The sequence below is a fragment of the Neisseria weixii genome (assembly GCF_002327085.1).
Taxonomy (GTDB): Bacteria; Pseudomonadota; Gammaproteobacteria; order Burkholderiales; family Neisseriaceae; genus Neisseria; species Neisseria weixii.
The window spans coordinates 2,306,200-2,327,848 of sequence record NZ_CP023429.1 but is presented as its reverse complement, the minus strand read 5'-3'; the positions used below and the strand labels follow the sequence as shown (position 1 = coordinate 2,327,848).

The window sequence follows — 21,649 nt, the reverse complement described above, 5'->3', positions numbered from 1 at the left end:
CAATCACGGACTAAGCTGCTATCGTACCGGACAACCTGCTTCTACCCGTAGTACACTAGCAGCTGTAGGCGGGGGATGGTGGGTGGCGGATATACTAATGCTATGCTGCGCGGTGCAGGTATTTCAACCAAAGCTTTTGCTAAGGAAGCATGGAGAAATGGAAATGCAGTACCCAATATTGTTATTCGTACTAATGCGTTTGGATTAAATCAATCTTCAAGTGCGGCATTGGGTAAGCATAAAAGATAATTTATGGAAGATAACCTTCTTATTTATTTATTATCAGGGATATTTGGTGGTGAGTTAGCCAAATATATTGCTGAAAATAACCGAATTATAAAAATTTCTCCCATCTTGCTGTATGCTATATGCTTTTCATTGCTATACAGTATAGCTGCGGGTTTTTCTGCTATCGTATACTTATTGAAAGGATATGAGATTGGATGGAAAGGTATCGGTATTTTCAGTATGTCGGTCAGTTTTGTTATTAGTATTTGTATCTATTTTCTAGATAAGATTAGGAGTAGTAAAAAATAACAAAACGATGATAATCTATTGGTTAAGGTTGTCATGCTGACTATAGCAAAGGTAGGTTGGGCCTCGACCCAGCATTATCCTAATCATTTACGGTTTTTGTTAGGTTTGTTCCCAACCTACCTGCTGCCTTGCAATATCTTAGATTCGGAAAAGGCCGTCTGAAAATATTGGTTTGATTTTTCAGACGGCCTTGCTCAAAGGAAAATATGATGAAGCTCCGTCTTTTACTCTGTTTATACCTGCTTCTGCCGATGATCCATGCCGCGCCGATGCCGCATGAGAATCCTTTGGCTTACGGCAAAATCAAGGTACAGAGTTGGAAGGAAAAACGTGATTTCAATATCGTGAAGCAGGATTTGGATTTTTCCTGCGGCACGGCTTCGGTGGCCACGTTGTTGAACAATTTTTACGGGCAGAAGCTGACGGAAGAGGAAGTGCTTGAGAAAATGGACAAAACGCGCGAACGGGCTTCTTTTGAAGATATGCAGCGGATTTTACCTGAGGCGAAGGGCTACGCTTTGACGTTTGAGCAGTTGACGGCTTTGAAAATTCCGGTGATTGTGTATCTGAAATACCGTAAAGACGACCATTTTTCGGTATTGCGCGGTGTTTCTGATGATACGGTTTTGCTGGCTGATCCGTCATTGGGGCATGTTTCGATGAGCCGTGCGCAGTTTCTTGACGCATGGAAGACGCGGGAAGGCGATTTGTCGGGTAAGATTTTAGCCGTGTTGCCTAAGGGTGCAGAAATTCAAAGTAATGCGGCGTTTTTTACGCGTCAACCGAAGAGGCAGACTGAGTTTGCGGTAACACAAGTGAAAAGTAGTAGGGTAGATTAGATAGATAAGAGCATATAATAGGGCAAGGCCGTCTGAAAATGCAGATTTTCAGACGGCCTGTCTGTTTTTGATCTGAGTCAGGAAACGTTGGTTTGCTTGAAAAATTTCATTTTAATAAATATGCACTTATTGAAACAGAATATTTTGATTTCGGCATGGCGGTATGATTTGTGCTAAATTTATATCGAAATTTTGCTGGAAATTTTCTTAATCTGTTTACATTTTATCAATGGAAAGGTGACAAATGGACGGTTGGACTCAAACCCTCAACGCAGGGACGCTGTTGGGGATTGCGGCAGCGGCGATTTTGCTGATTTTGGTCATGATTGTGAAATTCCGCATTCATGCGTTGGTGACACTGGTGTGCGTCAGCCTGCTGACGGCGATTGCCACCGGTTTGCCGATGGGCAATATTGTTAATGATGTGTTGGTGAGAAACTTCGGCGGCACGCTCGGCGGCGTGGCTTTGCTGGTCGGCTTAGGTGCGATGCTCGGCCGCTTGGTGGAAACATCGGGTGGTGCGCAGTCGCTGGCTGATGCCTTGATTCGCATGTTTGGCGAAAAACGTGCGCCGTTTGCCTTGGGTGTGGCTTCGTTGATTTTCGGTTTCCCGATTTTCTTCGACGCGGGCTTGATGGTGATGCTGCCGATTGTATTTGCTACTGCACGCCGTATGAAAGCAACAGTTTTGCCGTATGCCATGGCATCGATTGGTGCGTTTTCGGTGATGCACGTTTTCCTGCCGCCGCATCCGGGGCCGATTGCCGCTTCTGAATTTTACGGCGCCAACATCGGCCATGTGCTGCTGGTCGGTTTGCCGGTTGCGGTGATTACTTGGTATTTCAGTGGTTATTTGTGGGGTCGGATTTTAGGCCGGAAGTTTAATGTGCCGGTGCCTGATTTCTTGAGTGGCGGCGCACAAGACAGCGACTCCCCGAAAGAGCCTGCCAAAGCTTCAACCGTGATCGGCATTATGCTGATTCCGATGTTGCTGATTTTTTTGAATACCGGATTGGCTGCCTTAATCAGTGAAAAAGTGGTCAGCGCCGATGAAGCTTGGGTACAAACATTGCGCATGATTGGTTCTACACCGATTGCCCTGTTGATTTCCGTATTGGTGGCTCTGTATGTTTTGGGTTGCAAGCGCGGTGAAAAAGCTACTGCTTTGGAAAAAACCATCGACGGTGCGTTGGGGCCGGTGTGCTCAGTGATTCTGATTACCGGCGCGGGCGGTATGTTCGGCGGCGTATTGCGTGCGTCGGGTATCGGTCAGGCTTTGGCCGACAGCATGGCTGATTTGGGCATTCCGGTGTTGCTGGGCTGCTTCTTGGTGGCATTGGCGTTGCGTATTGCGCAAGGTTCTGCTACCGTGGCTTTAACCACTGCCGCAGCTTTGATGGCACCCGCAGTGATGGCAGCCGGTTTCAGCGATTGGCAATTGGCTTGTGTGGTGTTGGCTACGGCTGCCGGTTCTGTCGGTTGCAGCCACTTTAACGATTCCGGTTTCTGGCTGGTTGGCCGCTTGTTGAATATGGACGTACCGACCACACTGAAAACATGGACAGTTAACCAAACCCTGATTGCTCTGATTGGTTTTGCTTTGTCGGCATTGGCCTTTACTATCGTTTAAGGAGAATGATATGACCGTACATTTTGTAATGATGGGCGTATGCGGCTGCGGTAAAACCACGGCGGCCTTGTCACTGCAAAAGCATTTGGGCGAATGTGCATATGCTGAAGGTGATGAATTTCACACCCAAGCCAACCGCGATAAAATGGGTGCGGGCATTCCGCTGACCGATGAAGACCGCTATCCTTGGCTGGGCAATCTGCGTGACTGGATGACGGCGCAGGCGCAAGCAGGCGCGGCGTATTCGATTGTGACGTGTTCTGCATTGAAAAAACAATACCGAGATATTTTGCGCGGTACAGAAGGTAAAGTGGCATTTATCCACCTGACTCCGCCGCAAGAAGTAAACCTTGAGCGAATGATGTCGCGCAAAGGCCATTACATGAAGGCTGATATGCTGGATTCGCAATTGGAAATTCTGGAAGAGCTTGAAGCCGATGAATACGGTGTGAAAATCGACAATCCGGGTTCCCCGGAGGCTGTAGAAGCCGATATCGTCGCTTGGGTAAAAGCAGAAGGTTTGTTGCCGAATGATTAAGCCTCATCAGGTATAGAGGTATCAGGCCGTCTGAAAGTTAAATTTCAGACGGCTTTTTTTATAATAATTTTTGACAAGTATTTCTATTTTATATTAATAATGGTAAAATTCACTTTACATTTTCAGCGTGATGCAATTGTTTGTGATCATGTTTGTTTGTATTCCCTTGTTCTACATTGCTGTATGTACAACATTAGGCCGTCTGAATGTATTCAGACGGCTTTTTTTATCGGCCGAACAGGCCAATGGGCTAAAACAGCTTTTGAGAATCCAGCAGCAGTGTCACCGGCCCGTCATTGCACAGTGTCGCCTGCATATGTGTTTGAAAACGGCCGGTTTCCACCGTCAAGCCGTGTCCGCGCAGATATTCGGCTGTGCGCTGATACAAAGCAGCGGCTTGGGCGGCATGGGCAGCATGCGAGAAAGAAGGGCGGCGGCCGCTGCGGGCATCGGCATATAAAGTGAATTGTGAGACCAACAATACCGAACCGCCGACATCTTTGAGTGACAAATTCAGCTTGCCGTTTTCATCTTCAAAAATACGCAGATTGCCGGCTTTATCGGCAATATAGCGGGCATCGGCTTCGGTATCGTCGTGGGTCACACCCAGCAAAATCATAAAGCCGTTGTCGATTTTGCCGCCGGTATCGCGGCTATTGTTTTCAATAATATCGACTTGGGCGTGGGTTACTTTTTGAATTACTGCGCGCATGATGTTCCTTTGAATAGGTTAGGCCTTTGTACAACGCCTTCAAAAGCCAGAGTACACAAAACCGACGTCATTCCCGTCCGCACGGGAATGACTGCTGTTTTGGTTTCGGAGTATTCATGAGATTTTGCAAAGTCTCGAGGCCGTCTGAAAACCGTATTATGGGATAATCTATTGACGCATGCAAAAGCCGTTCTATTATCAAAGATAAAAAACAGATGGATTGGATAGAAAAAAGCCGTCTGAAAAACTGAATTTCAGACGGCCTGTTCATGCCTTAATGCTTTATCAGCGGCTGATGCCGTTGGCTTTCAGCAAGTCGTCAATCTGACGGCGCACTTTCTGCTGTTTGGCCTGTTGCGCCAGTTGGTTGCGCACCAGCTCAAACGGCTGCGCTTCAGGATTGCGCTCGACTGCACCCAGTTTAAAGAGATAAAACTTATCCTGCAGTTTTACCGGATGAGGCGTCACGTCGCCACGACTCATGGGCTCGACAATTTCAGCCATTTGCGGTGGCAACTGCTGCGGCATGATGAATTCGTTGAACGCTTGTTCCGGATTCGGATAACGCTTCATCAAATCGTCAAACGACAAGCCTTTGCGCAGCAATTCCAACGCAGCGCGGGCTTCTTGCTCGCTGTTGAAACTCACTTGTTGCAGCTTAATCATGCGCGTTTGCTGTTCGTAGATTTTGTGCAAATCGTTGTCGTCAACAGTGGTGTTGCGCTCCAGATATTGCGCGTATTGTGTGGCGTAAAACTGGGCTTCCATGGTCTGGAATTGGTTTTGCACTTCAGGGTCTTTATCCAATCCCACTTTCAGGGCTTCGTTTTTCAATACTTCAAATGTCTGCAACTGACGCACCACATCCTTGCGGATGGCTGCACCGTTCGGTTTGGACGTTTGGTTCGGATGCTGGTCGGCTTGGCGCAACACTTCTTTCACCATGCTGTCGATGCGTGCGGCAGGAATTTCCGGTGCGTTGGCAATCGCGAAGCCGGCCACCGCTGCGGCAACAATGCCGGCCACCGCCGTTTGATATTTCATCATTTACTCCGTCGCTGAATTATTTGGCCGGTTTGATGTCGGCTTTTTGCAGCAGCGACTGCACTGAAGCATCAATGCGGGCAGCTTGCAAATCGCGACCGATGTCGTTTTTGGCCTGATCGTAAGTCGGCAGGGTAATGTTGCGGCGGTCGTTTACATAGAATACGCTGTAAATATTGCCGTTTTGCAAAGGTTTGGCGGTCACGCCGCCCTTTTTCAGGTCTTTCACCGCATGATACAAAGGCGGCGCAGATTGTTGCAGATCTTTCAGCGGTACATACATATTCGGAATGCCGCCGGTCTGTTTGGCTTGCTCATCAACCGAGTATTGTTTCAACACGCTGCTGAAGCTTTTTTGGCTTTCAAATCGGCGATGGCTTTTTCGGCATCAGTGCTGCTGTTGGTTGCGATTTCGCCTAATTGCACTTCTTGCGTGCCTTTATAGAATTTGCTGAAATCGTCGTAAGCGGCTTTAACGTCTTTTTCCTGCACCGGATTTTGTTTGGCCACATGAGCGGCGTAGGCTTGGCCTAGCAAGTCACTTTGAAATACCGCCCATTCGGTTTTGAAATTGGCTTTTTTGGAGGCGCCGCTTTTATCGGCGGCAGCACGCGCTTGTTGCAAGGCCTGTTTGTATTCTGCGCTTTGGTCTAGTTTCAAACGTTTGGCTTCTTGGCCGACCACGGTGGAAATCACTTGGCGTTCGGTCAGGTTTCGGCGCAGGGCGGGGGTATCTTGAATTTGTTTGTTTTCAGCGCGAATTGCTTTAACTTGCGCATCAATCATGCTGCTGTTGATGGCTTGGCCGTTGACAGTGACTAAGGTTTGCGCCAGCAGGCTGCCTGAAGCAAGGGCGAAAAATACAGCCGAAGTAACATAGGTTTTTTTCATAATTTTCTCAATTTGTTGTTGAATCAGTTGAAATATTCATCAGGAGTAACGGCTTTGATGCTCAAGGCATGAATCAGGCCGTCTGAAAATAAATCGTTTAATAAGGTTTTGACCATGCGCTGGCGGTTGAGACGGCTGACGTCGCGAAAGGCTTCGCTCACAATCACGACCGCATAATGCCCACCGCCTTTGTTGCCCGCATGGCCGATGTGGAGATGGCTTTCGTCTTCAAATTCAAAAAGCTGGTAATCCAAGCTTTTCAGACGGCCTTCGATTTCTGCCTGCATATCCATGATTACAGACCGAATACCGGTTTAAACGGCTTAATTAAAATTTCTTCGTACACGCCGGCATCGACATAAGGATCTTTTTCCGCCCATTCCTGCGCTACATCCAACGATTCGAATTGCGCAATAATCAGGCTGCCGGAAACGCGTTCCGGATTGTCCGGCAAAGGATTCGGGCCGGCGGTCAGCAAGCGGCCTTCGGCTTTTAAGGCTTCCAAGCGTTGCAAATGATCAGGGCGCGCCGCCATGCGGGCTTCGTGTACGCCGTCGGCATCGGTAGCCAATAACATGAAGTATTGCATAAATGTATCCTTTTGATAAATCGGTGTCGGCAAAGGCCGATACCGCAGATCGGGTTTCAGACGGCATGAGAGAAAAGGCCGTCTGAAAGTATTTATCTTATCACAGCTCAAGCGCTTGTATGATGGATTCTTATTTCATGATTCTTAAGATAACAATCAATCCTAACGAAAAATCATAGCCTATGATACAAGACCTGATTAGGTTTTTGCATCTTTTTCGCTATGGCTGGTACAGCGCTTTGCATTCAGATGCACGACATTTGTACATCTTAAAAATTCAAGTATTTCAGGTGAGCTATCCATCTAGTAAGCTAAGTAATTATTCCAATGTATTTGTAAAAAAGAAACGATAGTAGCTATAAAGTTGCAATTTTCCTGTCGATTTTTAATTTAATTTGATCAGATGACTTGGCAGATAGGTACTTTAGAATATATCATCACGAGATACACAGTTTAAGCACGGATTACGCAGCCGCGCTGCCATTTCAAACAGGGGATTAAGTTTTGAAAAAATACCATAAAATTAAATTAATCGCCGCTTCCGTGGCATTGATGACGTCAATTAGTGCCATGGCCGGATTGGGCGGTTTGAACGTCCATTCACATTTGGGCGAACCTTTCTCAGGCACCATCACCGTCACCGGAAATGAGGCTAAAGCTTTGCTCAACGGTGGTAAAGCTTCGATTTCCAACGGTAATCTGCGCGCCAGCATCCGCAAAACCGGTGGTGACAAAGCCGTGGTCAACATCCGCTCGTCTAAGCCGATTCAAGATCCCGTATTGATTTTTCAGGTCAGCGTCGGTTCGCAATCGCGCGAATATACCGCCATTATCGATCCGGCAGACTACAACGCCAAAACCGACAGCGCCGCCATCCGTGGGCACAAGAACAATCAGGTTGCCCGAGTAGAAGCTGCCCCGGCTGCTACTTCGTTTGATCGCCAAGCCGCCCACGAACGCATTAATCGTGCCATCGGCAGCAGCAATACGCCTGATACACGCAACGATAAACCGGTGCGCCGTGCCGACAGTAACGCCAAAGCTGCGAAGTCAAAACCGCAACAACAATACAGCGGTATCGTTTACGGCAAACGCCACTTGGTACGCCAAGGCGAAACTTTGACCGGTATTGCCAGCCGTGTTCGCCCGCAAGGCATGACCTTGGCGCAAACCGTTCAGGCTTTGGTAAACGCCAACCCGGATGTATTCATCAATAATAATGCCGACCGCATGTTGGCCGGTAAGGTATTGAGCATTCCGGACCGCGGTGAATTCCAAACCTATGCCAATCAAGCGGCTCCGGTAGCGAAGCCGGCGGAAACCCAACCGCCAGCAACAACACCAACAGAAGCGTCGGTAGAAACACCTGCCGTAACCACAACCACACCGGCGGTTACAGAACCCGAAGCGCAAGTTGCCGATCAAGCTGCTTCACAAGAAGAACCTGCCGTAACTGCTGCTTCTGAAGCGGCTGACAATGCAGCGGTCACCGCAGCCTCAGCGCCGGTTGCTGCAGAAGCCGGCGCAATCGAGCCTGCTGATCCGGTGGTAACCGAACCGCAGCACCACAAGAAGAAGCCGCAGATTCAAGTGATAACAGCTTATGGCGTTGGTTGCTGTTAGGCGGTGCGGCATTAATCGCTTTGTTCTTCTTGTCTAAATTGTTGGGTAAACGCAAGGTTGAACCTGCAGAAGAAGCCGTGCAGCCTGTGGTAAAAGAAGAGACGTTCACTCCTGAAGACAACGTTACCGAATACAAACCATTGCCTGAATCAGAACAGCCTGTTTCCAATACGGCTAAAACCATGGCGACTGCTGCCGGTGTAGGTGCAGCGGCAACTGCCGCGGCCGCTTATGTCGCCAAAAAACCGGATGACGAATTGGAAGTGGAAGACGATTTCGGCGACGATATCTTCTTTACTGAAGTGCAAGATGCTCCGGCTGCCAAACAAGGCGATGTCGATGTAGACTTAAATGATATCGACAATGCTCAAGCTGCGATTGTATCCGGCGCGGTAACGCTTGATGAGGAAACCGAAAAACGCCGTAATGCGGATTGGGATACCATTGAATCTACGGAAAGCGTTTATGAACCGGAACCTGAAAATCCCTACGCTTCCGTTGAGGATGTTGCGATTGAAAAACCAGCTACACCGGTTGCCAATGCTTTCGTTACCGAACAGTCGTCTGAACGCGAATCTTGGGACTTTGAAGTAGAAGAAGCCAAAACTGAAGTTAAAGAAGAATGGGATTTCTTTGCTGAAGATGCTAAGGCCAAAGCCGAATCAACAGACAGCAACCCGGCTGCCGTAGATTCTGCTGTTTTGGTTGCTGCCGATGCGAAAGCGCCGGCAGCGGAAACCGATAAAGCCGATGATGAAGCACCTTTGGAATCCGTTTGGCCGGAGGCGGAGCCGGAACCGGTGATTGATGCCACTTTCGAGCCAAGCCCTGAATTGCGTGATGAGGCAGTGGAAGCAGAAGTGGCGGCTGAGCCTGAATTATTCGATATTCAGCAAGCCGAAGCCTTGTCATTCCAAGATGCGGGTGATTTCAATACCGAAGCGGTGCAAGTGACTGAAGCTGATGAAACCATTGAATGGGACAGCATTGCTGTAGCCGAGACGGCTGACAGCAGCTCTCGTGAATCAGGCTTTATTTCAGAATCCGTCGGTATGACCGCGCCATTGGAAGCCAAATATGAATTGGCGAAAATGTATGTCGAAATCGGCGATCCTGAAGCGGCTCGCGAAACCTTGCAAGAATTGCTGGAAGAGTCGGATGGTGCGATTTTGGCCAAAGCCAAAACCATGCTGGAAGAATTAGGCGCATAAATCCCCATCATGACTTACGCCCAGAAAAAGATGCTGTTTTTCAGACGGCATCTTTTTTCTTTATTTTATATAGAATATATAAACCTACCAACCCGATCATCACATTGACTATGCTGGAAAATCCCAATAAGCAACGATGGGCATTAACCTTATCTTATGATGGCAGCCGTTTTTACGGTTGGCAAAAGCAGGCAGGCGAAGTGCCGACGGTTCAGACGGCCTTGGAGCGTGCCGTCAGTCTTCTCGCCGGAGAACCCATCTCCGTGATTGTTGCCGGGCGCACCGACACAGGTGTGCATGCGACCGCGCAAGTTGTGCATTTTGATACCGGTGCCCATCGGCCGCCGCAAGCATGGATAAGGGGCGTAAACGCTCATTTGCCGCAGGGCATTGCCGTATGGCACGCGCAGCCGGTGGCCGCGCATTTTCACGCCCGCTTTGATGCCTATGGCCGGCATTACCGCTATCTGTTGCAATCTGCGCCTGTGCGCTCGCCGCTGCTGGTCGGCAAGGCGGGTGGACGCATTTGGATTTGGATATCGAATTAATGCAGCAGGCAGCGAAATTATTGGAAGGTGAAAAAGACTTTTCCAGCTTCCGCGCTTCCATGTGTCAGGCTAAATCCCCCATTAAAACACTATATAGCGCCAATATTAGCGGCACGCCCGAATTACTCAAGCTGGATTTGCACGGCAATGCTTTTTTACATCACATGGTGCGCAACATCATGGGCGCATTAGTTTATGTCGGCAGTAAGAAGCTTAGTATTGAAGGTTTTGCAAGCTTAATAGAAGAAAAAAGCCGTCTGAAAGCGCCGCCTACCTTTATGCCCGACGGGCTGTATTTGACCGGTGTCGATTATCCGGATGAGTTTGACATACTTAAAGCAGATATACCGAGTTGGTTGTAAATACATCAATCTGGTTATGTAAACATTGTTTCCCAGTTGGAAAAGAAACCATGAAATAAGAATGACTATGGCTTTGCGTTAATTGGCAATAAGGAAGTCAAAGAATCTGTGTTGTAAAAATGCACAACAACTTTTATATGAATTAATAATTGATTTATAAGAAAATTTTTTTAATTTTTAGAGGTAAGTTTCAAATATTTTAGGCGAGGATAACGCAGTTGATGCCTATAAAGTTTGTTTTTTTAGAAGGGAACAATTATAGTGACACTCATGGAATCGCTGATTCCAGCGATAATGTAAGGCCTAAGTAGATGTTCGGTCTGCTTAAGTTAATTTTCATGATAGAAAAGGAATACAGCAATGAAAAAATCTCTGATTGCTCTGACTTTGGCAGCTTTGCCTGTTGCAGCTATGGCTGATGTGACTTTGTACGGTCAAATCAAAGCAGGTGTTGAAGTTGGTAAAACCAAAGTAAAAGAAACCGACGCTGCTGGTAAGGTAACCCGTAATGAAAGCCATACCGAAACTAAAATTACCGATTTCGGTTCTCGTATCGGTTTCAAAGGCCACGAGCCCTTGGCTGACAACCTGAATGCTATCTGGCAGTTGGAGCAAAGCGCTTCTGTAGCCGGTACTGATTCAGGCTGGGGTACCCGCGAATCATTCATCGGTTTGGAAGGCGGCTTCGGTAAAATCCGTGCCGGTAAATTGGATTCTTCTGTGAAAGACACTAGCGACGCATTGGATCCTTGGGAATACAGCAACCCGGCTTTGGGCTTGGGTATGTTTACCCGTGTTGACGAGCGTGCCGTATCCGTACGTTACGACACCCAGTATTCGGCGGTGTAAGCGCTAACGTTCAATACACTCTGCGCGATAATGAATCTACTGTCCGCGGTGTAGGTTTAACTAATGGTCGTGGTGATAATGCCGGTGATACTTCTACCTACTACGCCGGTTTGAACTATGAAAACGCCGGTTTCTTCGGTCAATATGCTTACGGCCTGAAAAAATCTGCTTACGTTGCTAATGGCGAAAGCAAATCCGGTCAAGTACACCGTGGTGTAATTGGTTACGATGCCAACAACCTGATGGCTGCTTTGGGCTACCAATACACCAATGGTTGGGATAGTGAGGGAAGCTACAAGGCTAAATTGGCAAATGATGACAGCTACAATGCTTCTACCGACTCTTCTGCCGGTGTGAAACAACACGAAGCTGCTGCTACTATCGGTTACCGTTTCGGTAACGTGACCCCACGCGTTTCTTACGCTCACGGTTTCAAAGCTAAAGCTAAAGACGGTAAGAAATTGAGCGGCACTCAATACAACCAAGTCATCGTTGGTGCCGACTACGACTTCTCTAAACGTACCAGCGCTTTGGTATCTGCAGGTTGGTTGCGCGCCGGTAAGAGCGACAACAAAACCGAAACTACTGCCGGTATGGTTGGTCTGCGTCACAAATTCTAATCTAAACCGGTTAGTTTGAAAGAAAAGAGTCTGCTTCGGCAGACTCTTTTTTATTGGTGGGTAAGTTGAAGGATATTTATGTTTACCACCTCCGTTATCAGCTGCGCAAGTGCGCTATGCTACTGCTAGCGTAGGGGGAATCCAGAACGCCAAATTACCGCAATAGCTCAATATTCCTGAAACCGATTGGCCTAGATTCCTATCTGCGCGGGGTCTTCTCTATATTCATGGTTTTTGTGGTGTAGAAAATCCTAGCGTTGTTTACACTTTTGCTTTTTTGCTTGAAGATCCATTTTGGGATTTTTGAGTGTTGTCAAGAATGCCGAAAGGCACGGCAACGCCGCATGGTTCTTGATAATGCCCAACAATCCTAAAATAATCATTTAGGCAGAAAATAAAAGCTGTTTTGCATAAAAAGTGTAAACAACCCGACAATTTCCTACATATTAGGCCGTCTGAAAAGATTTTTTTCAGACGGCCTGTCAGCTTGTTAACGCATTATTTGATGATTTGGTTCAATTCGCCTTTGGCGTATTTTTCCGCCATTTTTTCCAAAGAAACCGGTCTGATTTTATCGGCTTGGCCTTCACAGCCGAATGCCAGGTAGCGGTCGATGCAGACTTGTTTCATGGCTTCGACGGTTTTCGCCAAATATTTGCGCGGATCGAATTCTGCCGGATTTTCGGCCATAAAGCGGCGGATGGCGCCGGTTGAAGCCAAGCGCAAATCGGTGTCGATGTTGACTTTGCGCACGCCGTATTTGATGCCTTGCACAATTTCTTCAACCGGTACGCCGTAGGTTTCACCAATGTTGCCGCCGTGCCCGTTGATGACTTTCAACCACTCTTGCGGAACTGAGCTTGAGCCGTGCATCACAATGTGGGTGTTCGGTAGGGCTTCGTGGATTTCTTTAATGCGGTCAATGCGCAATACATCGCCGGTTGGCGGGCGGGTAAATTTGTATGCGCCGTGACTGGTGCCGACTGCAATCGCCAAAGCATCCACGCCGGTATCGCGCACGAAATTAACCGCGTCTTCCACGCCGGTGAGCATTTGGTCGTGGGTTAACTTACCAACTGCGCCTACGCCGTCTTCTTCGCCGGCTTCACCGGTTTCCAAGTTGCCCAATACGCCGATTTCGCCTTCAACCGATACGCCGCAAGCGTGGGCGAAGTTGACAACAGTGCGGGTCACGTCAACGTTGTATCCGTAAGTAGATGGTGTTTTGCCGTCTTCCATCAATGAGCCGTCCATCATCACGGATGAGAAACCCAATTGAATCGAGCGTTGGCACACGTCAGGCGAAGCGCCGTGGTCTTGGTGCATCACTACCGGAATATGCGGAAATTCTTCAACGGCGGCCAAAATCAAATGGCGTAAAAAAGGCGCGCCGGCATATTTGCGCGCACCTGCGCTGGCTTGAACGATGACCGGTGAATTCACTTGGTCGGCGGCTTCCATAATGGCGCGCATTTGTTCGAGGTTGTTGACGTTGAATGCAGGCAGGCCGTAGCTGTTTTCTGCGGCATGATCAAGCAATTGGCGCATGGATACAAGAGCCATAAGAATCTCCTAAAGGTAGTGTGGAAATGAACGGTAGGCAAATTATAATCGCTTTTTCCTTAAAAGACTACATAAGGCTACATTAGTTTCATATGTTAATAACATCCGTTTGAGATGAATTTAGATTCAGGCAAGCCATCGGTAAATATTTGCGATTAACGTAAGATGTTAGATAATAACAGTTTGATCAAGGCCGTCTGAAATTAAAAAGGAACCCTATGCCAAGAATCATTGTAGCTGCGCCTGATGATATTTTGTTTGCCACGCAGATGGCCGTGCAAATCGGCGATATTAATTATGGCCGGCATTTAGCCAATGATGCCGTGCTGCGGCTTTGCCATGAAACGCGTATGCGCTGGCTGAAGCAGCAGGACTGGAGCGAATTGGATGCGGGCGGTGCCGGGCTGATTATGGCCGATGCGGCGGTGCAGTATTTGGCGCAGGCGCATCACGGTGATGATTTACGCATCGACATGGGTGCGGCTGATGTGGGCAAAAGCGGTTTTACGCTGCTTTATCATTTGATTCGTGAGTCGGACGAAAAATCAATAGCCCGCGTACAAACGCGTATGGTGTGTTTCGATTACGCCGCGCAACGCGTCTGCCGCTTGCCGGAACCTTTAAAAGCAGTATTGGAGGCCGTCTGAATATGAAACAGACTCAATTTTTCGCGCAGCAAGATGCCTATTTGGCGGATTTGCAGCAGCAAGGCAAGTCGGCGCACACGCTTACTGCCTATCGGCGTGATTTGGCGCAATTGCATGATTTGCTGGCGGCAAGGCCGTCTGAAGACGGAGAGGTTGTGCGTGCGGATATGGTGGCGGCGTTAAAAAAACTGTCGCAGCAAAATTTGGGCGAACGCAGCTTGGCGCGCAAATTATCAGTGTGGCGGCAATATTGTGCGTGGCTGATGAAGCAGGGTTTGCTGGATAAAGACCCGGCTCATAATCTTAAAGCGCCCAAGCCGCCGCAACGGTTGCCCAAAGCCTTGCAGCAGGAACCGCTCAATCACTGGCTGGATAGTGATGATGACGATTCCGATTTGGCCGTGCGCGATCGCGCGGTGTTTGAATTGCTTTACGGCAGCGGCCTGCGGTTGAGTGAAGTGCATGGTTTGAATCTGGGCGATGTGCTGCTGGATGAAGGTTGGGTGAGTGTGACAGGCAAAGGCAACAAGCAGCGCCAAGTGCCGCTGGTGCAGAAAAGCCGCGAAGCCATTGCCGCTTATCTGCCTGTGCGCATTGCTGCTGATGATGAAACGGCTTTGTTTACCGGCAAAAACGGCAAACGTTTGGGACGGCGGCAGATTCAGAAGCGTTTGGCGCAATGGGCAGCCAAGCAGGTCAGCGGCCAACATTTGTCGCCGCACATGCTGCGTCACAGTTATGCCAGTCATTTGTTGCAAGCTTCGCGCGATATTCGGGCAGTGCAGGAATTGTTAGGGCACAGTAATCTTTCCACCACGCAGATTTATACCAAGCTGGATTTCGACCATTTGGCGCAAGTGTATGACGAAGCGCATCCGCGTGCGAAACGAAAAACGGAAAAATAAACCAAAGGCCGTCTGAAACGCGTTCAGACGGCCTTTGAATAATTGGAAATTATTTGGCAGGCATACAACCCTGCACCAACAAATGATCGACGATGCCTTCTTCGCCGATACCTTCAACCTTTTCATGGCGTATGAGGAAACCGTCGCTTTCCTGATAGAAATCGGTTTGCACAAAGTTGCCGATGGTCCAAGTTAATTCGCCGTTACTGAATGCGCTTAAATCTTCATCGCTCAATTCAGGGCTGTAAGGCGCGCTGATGTTTAAACCTTTGTGGCGGATTTGGGCGGTTGGTCCGGCATCGCTTTTGTAGTAGCGTACATCGATTTTTTGATTTTCTTCGCAAGTGTAGCTCTGCCATTTGGCTTGATTTTGCGCGCTTAACTCGCCGCCCAAGTGTGGAATGGTTGAAGAAGCGCTTATATCCGAAGCAGCCGCAGCGGAAGCCATGGAAGCGGCGGTGATTCCGGCGTATTCCACTGGTGATGCGGCTTGGGGTGCGGATGCGGCCGGCGGCGCGCCGGCCGGTTCGGAAGGGGAGCAGGCTGCCAAAGCCAGCAGCAGCGGCAGGGAGAATAAAGATTTTATTGCGGACATATCAAAAACTTATTCGGTAAATATTGCTGACAGTCTAGCATGAAGCGGCAAAACTTTCACGGCCTCAGGCAAAAGCGGCCGTTTTTCCCTTTTTCAGACGGCCTGTAAAATCAGGCTGATAAATCGGCTGAAGTCTTGCTATAATTCTTCATTACATCAATAAATCACCCCAAAATCACACCATGAGTCATACCCCATTATTAGACCTCATCGAACAGCCGCAACAATTGCGCGCGCTGGATAAAGGCCGGTTGCCGCAAGTGGCCGACGAATTGCGTACTTTTTTGCTGGAGTCGGTTGTCAGAACCGGCGGTCATTTTGCCAGCAATCTGGGGCAGTTGAATTGACGGTTGCGCTGCATTACGTATACCACACGCCTGATGACAAGTTGGTTTGGGATGTCGGCCATCAAAGCTATCCGCACAAAATCCTTACCGGCCGCCGCAACCGCATGCACACCATCCGCCAATACGGTGGCTTGGCCGGTTTCCCAAGCGCAGCGAATCAGAATACGATACCTTCGGCGTGGGGCATTCATCGACATCCATCGGCGCGGCACTCGGTATGGCAATTGCTGACAAGCTGCAAGGTTCGCACAACCGCAGCGTGGCGGTTATCGGCGATGGCGCAATGACTGCAGGGCAGGCATTTGAAGCCTTAAACTGCGCCGGTGATATGGACGTGGATTTGCTGGTGATTTTGAACGACAACGAAATGTCGATTTCGCCGAATGTCGGCGCATTACCGAAATACTTAGCCAGCAACGTGGTGCGCGATATGCACGGATTGTTCTCGACCATCAAGGCACAATCAAGCAAGGTTTTGGACAAATTACCGGGTGCGATGGAAATTGCGCAAAAAGTCGAACACAAGATCAAAAGCATGGCCAGCGAAGCTGACCATGTGAAGCAGTCGCTTTCTTTATTTGAAAATTTCGGTTTTGAATACACCGGTCCGGTAGACGGTCACGATGTGGAAAAATTGGTGGATGTATTGCAGGATTTGCGTGGCAGGAAAGGGCCGCAATTACTGCACGTGATTACCAAAAAAGGCAACGGTTACAAGCTTGCGGAAAACGATCCGGTGAAATACCACGCCGTATCTGCTAAGCCGCAAACGCAAGTGGCTGAAGCGAAACCGGCCGCTGCCAAGCCGACCTATACCGAAATTTTCGGTAAGTGGGTTTGCGACCAAGCAGCGGCCGATCAGCGTTTGGTGGCGATTACTCCGGCCATGCGCGAAGGCAGCGGCTTGGTGGAATTTGAGCAGCGTTTTCCCGAACGTTATTTTGATGTCGGTATCGCTGAGCAGCACGCCGTCACCTTTGCCGGCGGCTTGGCTTGCGAAGGCGTGAAGCCGGTGGTGGCGATTTACTCTACCTTCCTGCAGCGCGCGTACGACCAATTGGTACACGATGTCGCCCTGCAAAATCTGCCGGTGATGTTTGCTATCGACCGCGCCGGTGTAGTGGGTGCCGACGGGCCGACCCATGCCGGTTTGTATGATTTAAGCTTCTTGCGCTGCATTCCGAATATGGTGATTGCCGCACCGAGCGACGAAAACGAATGCCGCTTGCTGCTTTCAACCTGTTACGCATTGGATGCGCCGACCGCTGTGCGTTACCCGCGGGGCAGCGGTTGCGGCACCCCTGTTTCAGACGGCCTCGAAACCGTACCGGTGGGCAAAGGCGTGTTGCGCCGCGAAGGCAGACAAACCGCAATTATCGCCTTCGGCAGCATGGTGCAACCGGCTTTAACAGCCGCCGAAACCTTTGATGCCAGTGTGGCGGATATGCGTTTCGTCAAGCCGGTTGATGAAGCCTTGATTCTTGAATTGGCAAAATCGCACGATTACTTGGTAACCGTTGAAGAAAACGCCGAACAAGGCGGTGCCGGCAGCTTGGTGTTGGAAGTGTTGGCAAAACACAAAATCTGCAAGCCTGTGCTGGTGTTGGGTGTGGCCGATATAGTGACCGAGCACGGTGATCCTGCCAAGCTGCTTGACGATTTGGGCTTGAGTGCCGCTGCGATGGAAAAACGTATAGGCGAATGGTTGGCAGCATAATTTGCCGATAAGGAATAGTGCATAGTCGTTTCAAAATAGAAATAATACAAGGCGGCTCCCTTATGTACATAGTACATAAGGGAGCCGGCAACCCCGTATTATTTTTATTTTAAACGATTATATGAAAAAGGCCGTCTGAAAGATGATATTTCAGACGGCCTTTTTGTATGCGATGATTGTGTATTGTTTTTGCATAAACTTTTTTAAATCAGTAAGTTTGACATTTGTCAAAGCTAGATGGCATAGTCGGGCTATAATGGTTTGCAACACTCCCCAACTAAGAAGGAATGAAAAAATGGAAGTTTTTGCGGAACTCTTTAAATCGCCTGTGGGCATTTTATCGTTAATCACCTTAATTGTCGGTTTGTGTGATTGCAGCGTTTTTGTTTTTCCGGGTGAAAAAGCAGGCGGATAAGTCTGCGAAGCTGTAAGTGCAACAAAAGGAAACAAACCATTTATATCAAAGCAGAGGCCGTCTGAACGCATTTCAGACGGCCTCTGTCGCATTGATGTGCTTACAGCCACGATAACACTTCCACATCATCCCCAATATGCACGCGGCCTTGGTTGAGTGCGACCAGGTTAATGCCGAAAATCGCTTTGCGGGCAATGGCAAGGGTAGAAAGTGGCTCTTGCTGAGGGTGGCGGCGGCCTGAGATTAAATCCACCGTGGTCATTACGCAGCGGACGCAGGGTTTGAAATGCTCGAATTCCACTTCGCCGATGCGGATGCGATGCCATTGTTCTTCTTCAAACGTCTTGCCGCCATCGACCGTGAAATTCGGGCGGAAACGCGCCATTTCTACCGGTTCGTCAAGATAAGTATTCAATTCTGCCAAGGAAGCCGTATGGGTTAGCAGATAAGGCGCACCATCGGCAAAAGAAAGCGGCGTTTGCGAATGCGCCAAGAGGCGGCGGCTTTGTTCGCCCAACCAATGCAAGCGCGCTTCGGTGCCGATTTGTTTGCTCAACCAAGCATTGGCGGCATGGTCGGTGGTGAATGCGGTAAAGCGGTCTTTCCATACCGTGACGTCGCTTTGCTGATTCATATCCTGCACCGAAACCGTTTGGCGGCTGCCATCAGGCGCGGTAAGCATGAGGCCGTCTGAATCGGCTTCGGTTTGCCACAGCAGCATGGCCGGGTGCTTGCGTGCGGTGAGCATATTGCCGTCGGGTGCGGTGACGAGCCATTCACGGTCAAGCGGCAGGCCTTGCGGCGTGATGTCGGATTCGGTCAGCGCATTGCCGCCCATGGATTTGACGGGGTAGCGGTGGATGTCGGTTAAACGCATGGTGGATATTTCCTGAAGAATGTAAGGCCGAATAAAATGTTTGAGCTTTCTGTGCTTCTATAAGAGATCGTTGCAAAACTCTTTCGAAAGTCAGCGTAAACAAACCCGCCGTCATTCCCGCGCAGGCGGGAATCCATTTTTGAGTATAGCAAGCTATTGAATAAAATAGGTTTCTTAGTATGTTACGATGGATTCCCGCCTGCGCGGGAATGACGGCGGGTTTGTGTGTGCCAGATTCTGAAGGAGTTTTGCAAAAACCTCAGGCCGTCTGAAAGATAATCTTTCAGACGGCCTGTTGGGTTTTACAAACGTGTTACACTCAATACGCCTTTGACATCGGTCAGGCCGGCCAACACGCGCGGTAAGTCGTTGACTTGGCGGACTTCCAGCGTAAAGCGCATACTGGCTTCCAAGTCGCGGCTTTGCGTTTGCACGGCGGTGACGTTGAGTTTGTGGCGCGCCAAGGCATCGGACACATCACGCAACAGGCCGCCGCGGTCTTGCGCGCGGATTTCTATGTCCACGGCAAAGACTTGGCCTTCCTGCAAGGCCGCCCAGCCCGCGTTCAATACTTTATCCGGCGCTTGTTCGGCCAGATGTTGGAAGGACGGGCAGGTTTTGCGGTGCACTGAAATGCCGCGCTCGCGGGTAACAAAGCCGATGATGTCGTCGGGCGGGGCTGGTTTGCAGCACTTGGCCAGCGTGGTGAGCAGGCCGTCTTCGCCGTCGATAAGCACGCCGTTTTTACCGCCTTTTTTGATTTTCGATTGTTTGACGATGGTGGTTTCATCTACCGGCAGCGGCGGCGGTTCGTTCAGCGTGCCACAGGCCTTTTGAATCGCGCGCGGCGAGATTTCATCCTGACCGATGGCGGTGTATAAATCGTCGAGCTTTTTGAAGCCGAGTTTTTCCGATAAATCCTGCAGATTCGGCTTCGGATTGATTTTCACCAGCTGCTTGTCGAGCTGGGCGCGGCCGTCTTCTTTAATTGCATCGGCGTTTTGCTGGCGGATAAACGAGCGGATTTTGCTGATGGCTTTGCTTGATTTCACCCAGCCTTCATACAGCCAGTTGACCGACGGGTTGCCTTCTTTGGCGGTGATGATTTCCACGCGTTGGCCGTTTTCCAGAGCGGTGGAAAGCGGCACGATTTGGCCGTCGACTTTGGCGCCGCGGCAACGGTCGCCGATGCTGCTGTGCAGGGCATAGGCAAAGTCGATAGGGGTGGCGCCGGCAGGCAGCGACAACACTTTGCCGTGCGGCGTCAACACATAAATGGTGTCTTGGAACAATTCGGTTTTGAAGGCGGAAGCCAAGTCTTCCTTGCCGCTTTCGGCCATGTTTTCGCGCCAGTCGAGCAATTGGCGCAGCCAGGCGATTTTTTGTTCGTAAGCCGAATCGCCTTTGCCGCCTTCTTTATAGCGCCAGTGGGCGGCAACACCGAATTCGTTGAATTGGTGCATGTCGAAGGTGCGGATTTGCACTTCCACGCCCTTGTCTTCAGGGCCGACGATGACGGTGTGCAAACTCTTGTAGCCGTTGCCTTTCGGATTGGCGATGTAGTCGTCAAACTCGCCCGGAACCGGCTGCCACAAGCTGTGGACAATCCCCAGCGTGGTGTAACACTCAGGCACGGTATCGACCAAAATCCGCACGGCGCGGATGTCGTAAAGCCCGTCGAAACTGAGCTTTTTCTTGACCATTTTTTTGTAAATGGAATAGATGTGTTTCGGGCGGCCGGCCACTTCGAAATGCACGTTGTATTTGGTGAGTTCGCCACTCAAAATATTCAGGAAATTTTCAATGTATTCCAGCCGCTCGGTGCGCTTTTCGTCTAAAAGCTGCGCGATTTCGCGGTATTTTTCCGGCTCTTGGTGGCGGAAGCCCAAATCTTCCAATTGCCATTTGAGTTGCCACACGCCCAAGCGGTTGGCTAAGGGGCAAAAATATCCAAGGTTTCTTTGGCTAATGCGCGTTTTTCCGGTGAATCTTCCTGCGAACCGATGTATTGCATGGTGCGCGTACGCATGGCGAGCTTAATCAGCACCACGCGGATATCGGTGACCATCGCCAGCAGCATTTTGCGCATGGTTTCAGCCTGTTGCGCACGCTCTTCCGGTGTGGCCAAGCTGTCGACCTTGGCAAACTGGGTGAGCTTTTGTACTTCGTCAATGCCTTTGATCAGCTCGCACACGGTGGCGTTGCATTGCTCGGTGACGGTTTCCTGCCAATGGCCGCAATAGCTGGAAATATCGGCCAAAATGGCGGCGGCAACGGCATCGGCGAGCAAATCCATTTCGTTCACCATCTTCGCCGCCCCATCAGATTGCTCAACACAGGTTCGCCGCTGACGGTTAAGGCATCGTGCGGATAGTATTGCTCGGCCAGATTTAAGGCCGTCTGAAGCATTTGGGCATCGCGTTCTGATTGTTTGGCCAAATAGGGCGCAAACCAATCGCGGTATTGTTCGAGATTGGGCGCGATGTTGCTGGTGATGGAGATTCCGTTCATGGCGTAGTGGAAAATTCGGTTACGGAAACGTCATTGTAACAGGATTGGCGGATGTTAATAATAGCTATATTGGTGCTAT

Annotated in this window: 17 protein-coding genes and 5 pseudogenes; 12 read left to right on the top strand and 10 right to left on the bottom strand. The window is 49.6% G+C overall.

All coding sequences use genetic code 11. The features are described from left to right. Positions 1–75: 75 nt before the first annotated feature. From CGZ65_RS13035 to CGZ65_RS11635, 5 genes are all read left to right on the top strand, one after another. Complete coding sequence (locus CGZ65_RS13035; protein WP_157742788.1) at positions 76–249, top strand: hypothetical protein; 174 nt, start codon at positions 76–78, stop codon at positions 247–249. 3 nt (positions 250–252) lie between these two features. After that, complete coding sequence (locus tag CGZ65_RS11650; protein ID WP_096295927.1) at positions 253–537, top strand: hypothetical protein; 285 nt, start codon at positions 253–255, stop codon at positions 535–537. Positions 538–788: 251 nt separating this feature from the next. Further along, positions 789–1,376: a C39 family peptidase gene (locus tag CGZ65_RS11645; protein WP_232507610.1), complete on the top strand. Its 588-nt coding sequence runs from the start codon at positions 789–791 to the stop codon at positions 1,374–1,376. Positions 1,377–1,620: 244 nt separating this feature from the next. Beyond that, positions 1,621–3,006 carry a GntP family permease gene (locus CGZ65_RS11640; RefSeq protein ID WP_096295925.1) on the top strand — a complete coding sequence of 462 codons (1,386 nt, stop codon included), beginning with the start codon at positions 1,621–1,623 and terminating at the stop codon, positions 3,004–3,006. Positions 3,007–3,016: 10 nt separating this feature from the next. Beyond that, positions 3,017–3,544 carry a gluconokinase, GntK/IdnK-type gene (locus CGZ65_RS11635; protein ID WP_096295924.1) on the top strand — a complete coding sequence of 176 codons (528 nt, stop codon included), beginning with the start codon at positions 3,017–3,019 and terminating at the stop codon, positions 3,542–3,544. 250 nt (positions 3,545–3,794) lie between these two features. On the opposite strand, the gene dtd is transcribed toward CGZ65_RS11635, so the two are convergent. From dtd to CGZ65_RS11610, 5 genes and pseudogenes are all read right to left on the bottom strand, one after another. Beyond that, entirely contained in the window at positions 3,795–4,256 is a 462-nt protein-coding gene (dtd, locus tag CGZ65_RS11630) for a D-aminoacyl-tRNA deacylase (protein WP_096295923.1), read from the bottom strand. Between the two features lie 285 nt (positions 4,257–4,541). Then, the gene (locus tag CGZ65_RS11625) at positions 4,542–5,300 is read right to left on the bottom strand and encodes a peptidyl-prolyl cis-trans isomerase (RefSeq protein ID WP_096295922.1); all 759 of its coding nucleotides are present in this window, start codon (positions 5,298–5,300) and stop codon (positions 4,542–4,544) included. Positions 5,301–5,319: 19 nt separating this feature from the next. After that, a pseudogene (locus CGZ65_RS11620) lies at positions 5,320–6,191 on the bottom strand (peptidylprolyl isomerase). A gap of 23 nt (positions 6,192–6,214) precedes the next feature. After that, positions 6,215–6,484, bottom strand: a complete 270-nt coding sequence (locus CGZ65_RS11615) for a BolA family protein (protein ID WP_096295921.1) — start codon at positions 6,482–6,484, stop codon at positions 6,215–6,217. A 2-nt stretch (positions 6,485–6,486) separates the two neighbouring features. Further along, positions 6,487–6,780 (bottom strand): YciI family protein, encoded by a 294-nt coding sequence (locus tag CGZ65_RS11610; protein ID WP_096295920.1) that lies wholly within the window; start codon positions 6,778–6,780, stop codon positions 6,487–6,489. A gap of 504 nt (positions 6,781–7,284) precedes the next feature. Between CGZ65_RS11610 and CGZ65_RS14445 the strand changes: the two genes are divergently transcribed. From CGZ65_RS14445 to porB, 4 genes and pseudogenes are all read left to right on the top strand, one after another. After that, entirely contained in the window at positions 7,285–8,403 is a 1,119-nt protein-coding gene (locus tag CGZ65_RS14445) for a type IV pilus assembly protein FimV (protein WP_232507448.1), read from the top strand. Beyond that, entirely contained in the window at positions 8,394–9,614 is a 1,221-nt protein-coding gene (locus CGZ65_RS14440) for a FimV C-terminal domain-containing protein (protein WP_232507447.1), read from the top strand. The genes CGZ65_RS14445 and CGZ65_RS14440 overlap by 10 nt, the downstream gene beginning before the upstream one ends. A gap of 113 nt (positions 9,615–9,727) precedes the next feature. Next, a pseudogene (truA, locus tag CGZ65_RS11600) lies at positions 9,728–10,524 on the top strand (tRNA pseudouridine(38-40) synthase TruA). Between the two features lie 360 nt (positions 10,525–10,884). Continuing rightward, positions 10,885–11,993 (top strand): annotated as a pseudogene (porB, locus tag CGZ65_RS11595) (trimeric porin PorB). 498 nt (positions 11,994–12,491) lie between these two features. On the opposite strand, the gene fba reads toward porB, so the two are convergent. Continuing rightward, entirely contained in the window at positions 12,492–13,556 is a 1,065-nt protein-coding gene (fba, locus tag CGZ65_RS11590; protein ID WP_096295919.1) for a class II fructose-bisphosphate aldolase, read from the bottom strand. Positions 13,557–13,774: 218 nt separating this feature from the next. Here fba and CGZ65_RS11585 point away from each other — a divergent pair, with 218 nt between their 5' ends. Together CGZ65_RS11585 and xerC are read left to right on the top strand one after the other, a co-directional pair. Then, on the top strand, positions 13,775–14,203 hold the full coding sequence (locus CGZ65_RS11585; RefSeq protein WP_096295918.1) for an acyl-CoA thioesterase: 429 nt from the start codon (positions 13,775–13,777) through the stop codon (positions 14,201–14,203). A gap of 2 nt (positions 14,204–14,205) precedes the next feature. Beyond that, entirely contained in the window at positions 14,206–15,108 is a 903-nt protein-coding gene (gene xerC / locus CGZ65_RS11580) for a tyrosine recombinase XerC (RefSeq protein WP_096295917.1), read from the top strand. Positions 15,109–15,157: 49 nt separating this feature from the next. Here xerC and CGZ65_RS13520 read toward each other — a convergent pair whose 3' ends face one another. After that, complete coding sequence (locus CGZ65_RS13520; protein WP_198345292.1) at positions 15,158–15,703, bottom strand: hypothetical protein; 546 nt, start codon at positions 15,701–15,703, stop codon at positions 15,158–15,160. Positions 15,704–15,885: 182 nt separating this feature from the next. Here CGZ65_RS13520 and dxs point away from each other — a divergent pair. Then, positions 15,886–17,767, top strand: a pseudogene (gene dxs / locus CGZ65_RS11565) (1-deoxy-D-xylulose-5-phosphate synthase). Positions 17,768–17,917: 150 nt separating this feature from the next. On the opposite strand, the gene CGZ65_RS13025 reads toward dxs, so the two are convergent. The 3 genes and pseudogenes from CGZ65_RS13025 to CGZ65_RS11555 form a co-directional block, all read right to left on the bottom strand. After that, positions 17,918–18,253, bottom strand: a complete 336-nt coding sequence (locus tag CGZ65_RS13025; RefSeq protein ID WP_123803536.1) for a hypothetical protein — start codon at positions 18,251–18,253, stop codon at positions 17,918–17,920. A 29-nt stretch (positions 18,254–18,282) separates the two neighbouring features. Next, positions 18,283–19,059 (bottom strand): MOSC domain-containing protein, encoded by a 777-nt coding sequence (locus CGZ65_RS11560; RefSeq protein WP_096295914.1) that lies wholly within the window; start codon positions 19,057–19,059, stop codon positions 18,283–18,285. Between the two features lie 302 nt (positions 19,060–19,361). Then, a pseudogene (locus CGZ65_RS11555) lies at positions 19,362–21,570 on the bottom strand (RelA/SpoT family protein). Positions 21,571–21,649 lie beyond the last annotated feature (79 nt).

Bases quoted from the DNA above. Each gene is read 5' to 3' on its own strand.
- CGZ65_RS11640 (WP_096295925.1), top strand. From the start codon at position 1,621: ATGGACGGTTGGACTCAAACCCTCAACGCAGGGACGCTGTTGGGGATT.
- CGZ65_RS11645 (WP_232507610.1), top strand. From the start codon at position 789: ATGATCCATGCCGCGCCGATGCCGCATGAGAATCCTTTGGCTTACGGC.
- fba (WP_096295919.1), bottom strand. From the start codon at position 13,556: ATGGCTCTTGTATCCATGCGCCAATTGCTTGATCATGCCGCAGAAAAC.
- CGZ65_RS11585 (WP_096295918.1), top strand. From the start codon at position 13,775: ATGCCAAGAATCATTGTAGCTGCGCCTGATGATATTTTGTTTGCCACG.
- CGZ65_RS11635 (WP_096295924.1), top strand. From the start codon at position 3,017: ATGACCGTACATTTTGTAATGATGGGCGTATGCGGCTGCGGTAAAACC.
- CGZ65_RS11560 (WP_096295914.1), bottom strand. From the start codon at position 19,059: ATGCGTTTAACCGACATCCACCGCTACCCCGTCAAATCCATGGGCGGC.
- CGZ65_RS13035 (WP_157742788.1), top strand. From the start codon at position 76: ATGGTGGGTGGCGGATATACTAATGCTATGCTGCGCGGTGCAGGTATT.
- CGZ65_RS11610 (WP_096295920.1), bottom strand. From the start codon at position 6,780: ATGCAATACTTCATGTTATTGGCTACCGATGCCGACGGCGTACACGAA.
- dtd (WP_096295923.1), bottom strand. From the start codon at position 4,256: ATGCGCGCAGTAATTCAAAAAGTAACCCACGCCCAAGTCGATATTATT.
- CGZ65_RS11615 (WP_096295921.1), bottom strand. From the start codon at position 6,484: ATGGATATGCAGGCAGAAATCGAAGGCCGTCTGAAAAGCTTGGATTAC.
- CGZ65_RS11650 (WP_096295927.1), top strand. From the start codon at position 253: ATGGAAGATAACCTTCTTATTTATTTATTATCAGGGATATTTGGTGGT.
- xerC (WP_096295917.1), top strand. From the start codon at position 14,206: ATGAAACAGACTCAATTTTTCGCGCAGCAAGATGCCTATTTGGCGGAT.
- CGZ65_RS11625 (WP_096295922.1), bottom strand. From the start codon at position 5,300: ATGAAATATCAAACGGCGGTGGCCGGCATTGTTGCCGCAGCGGTGGCC.
- CGZ65_RS13520 (WP_198345292.1), bottom strand. From the start codon at position 15,703: ATGTCCGCAATAAAATCTTTATTCTCCCTGCCGCTGCTGCTGGCTTTG.
- CGZ65_RS13025 (WP_123803536.1), bottom strand. From the start codon at position 18,253: ATGCGTTCAGACGGCCTCTGCTTTGATATAAATGGTTTGTTTCCTTTT.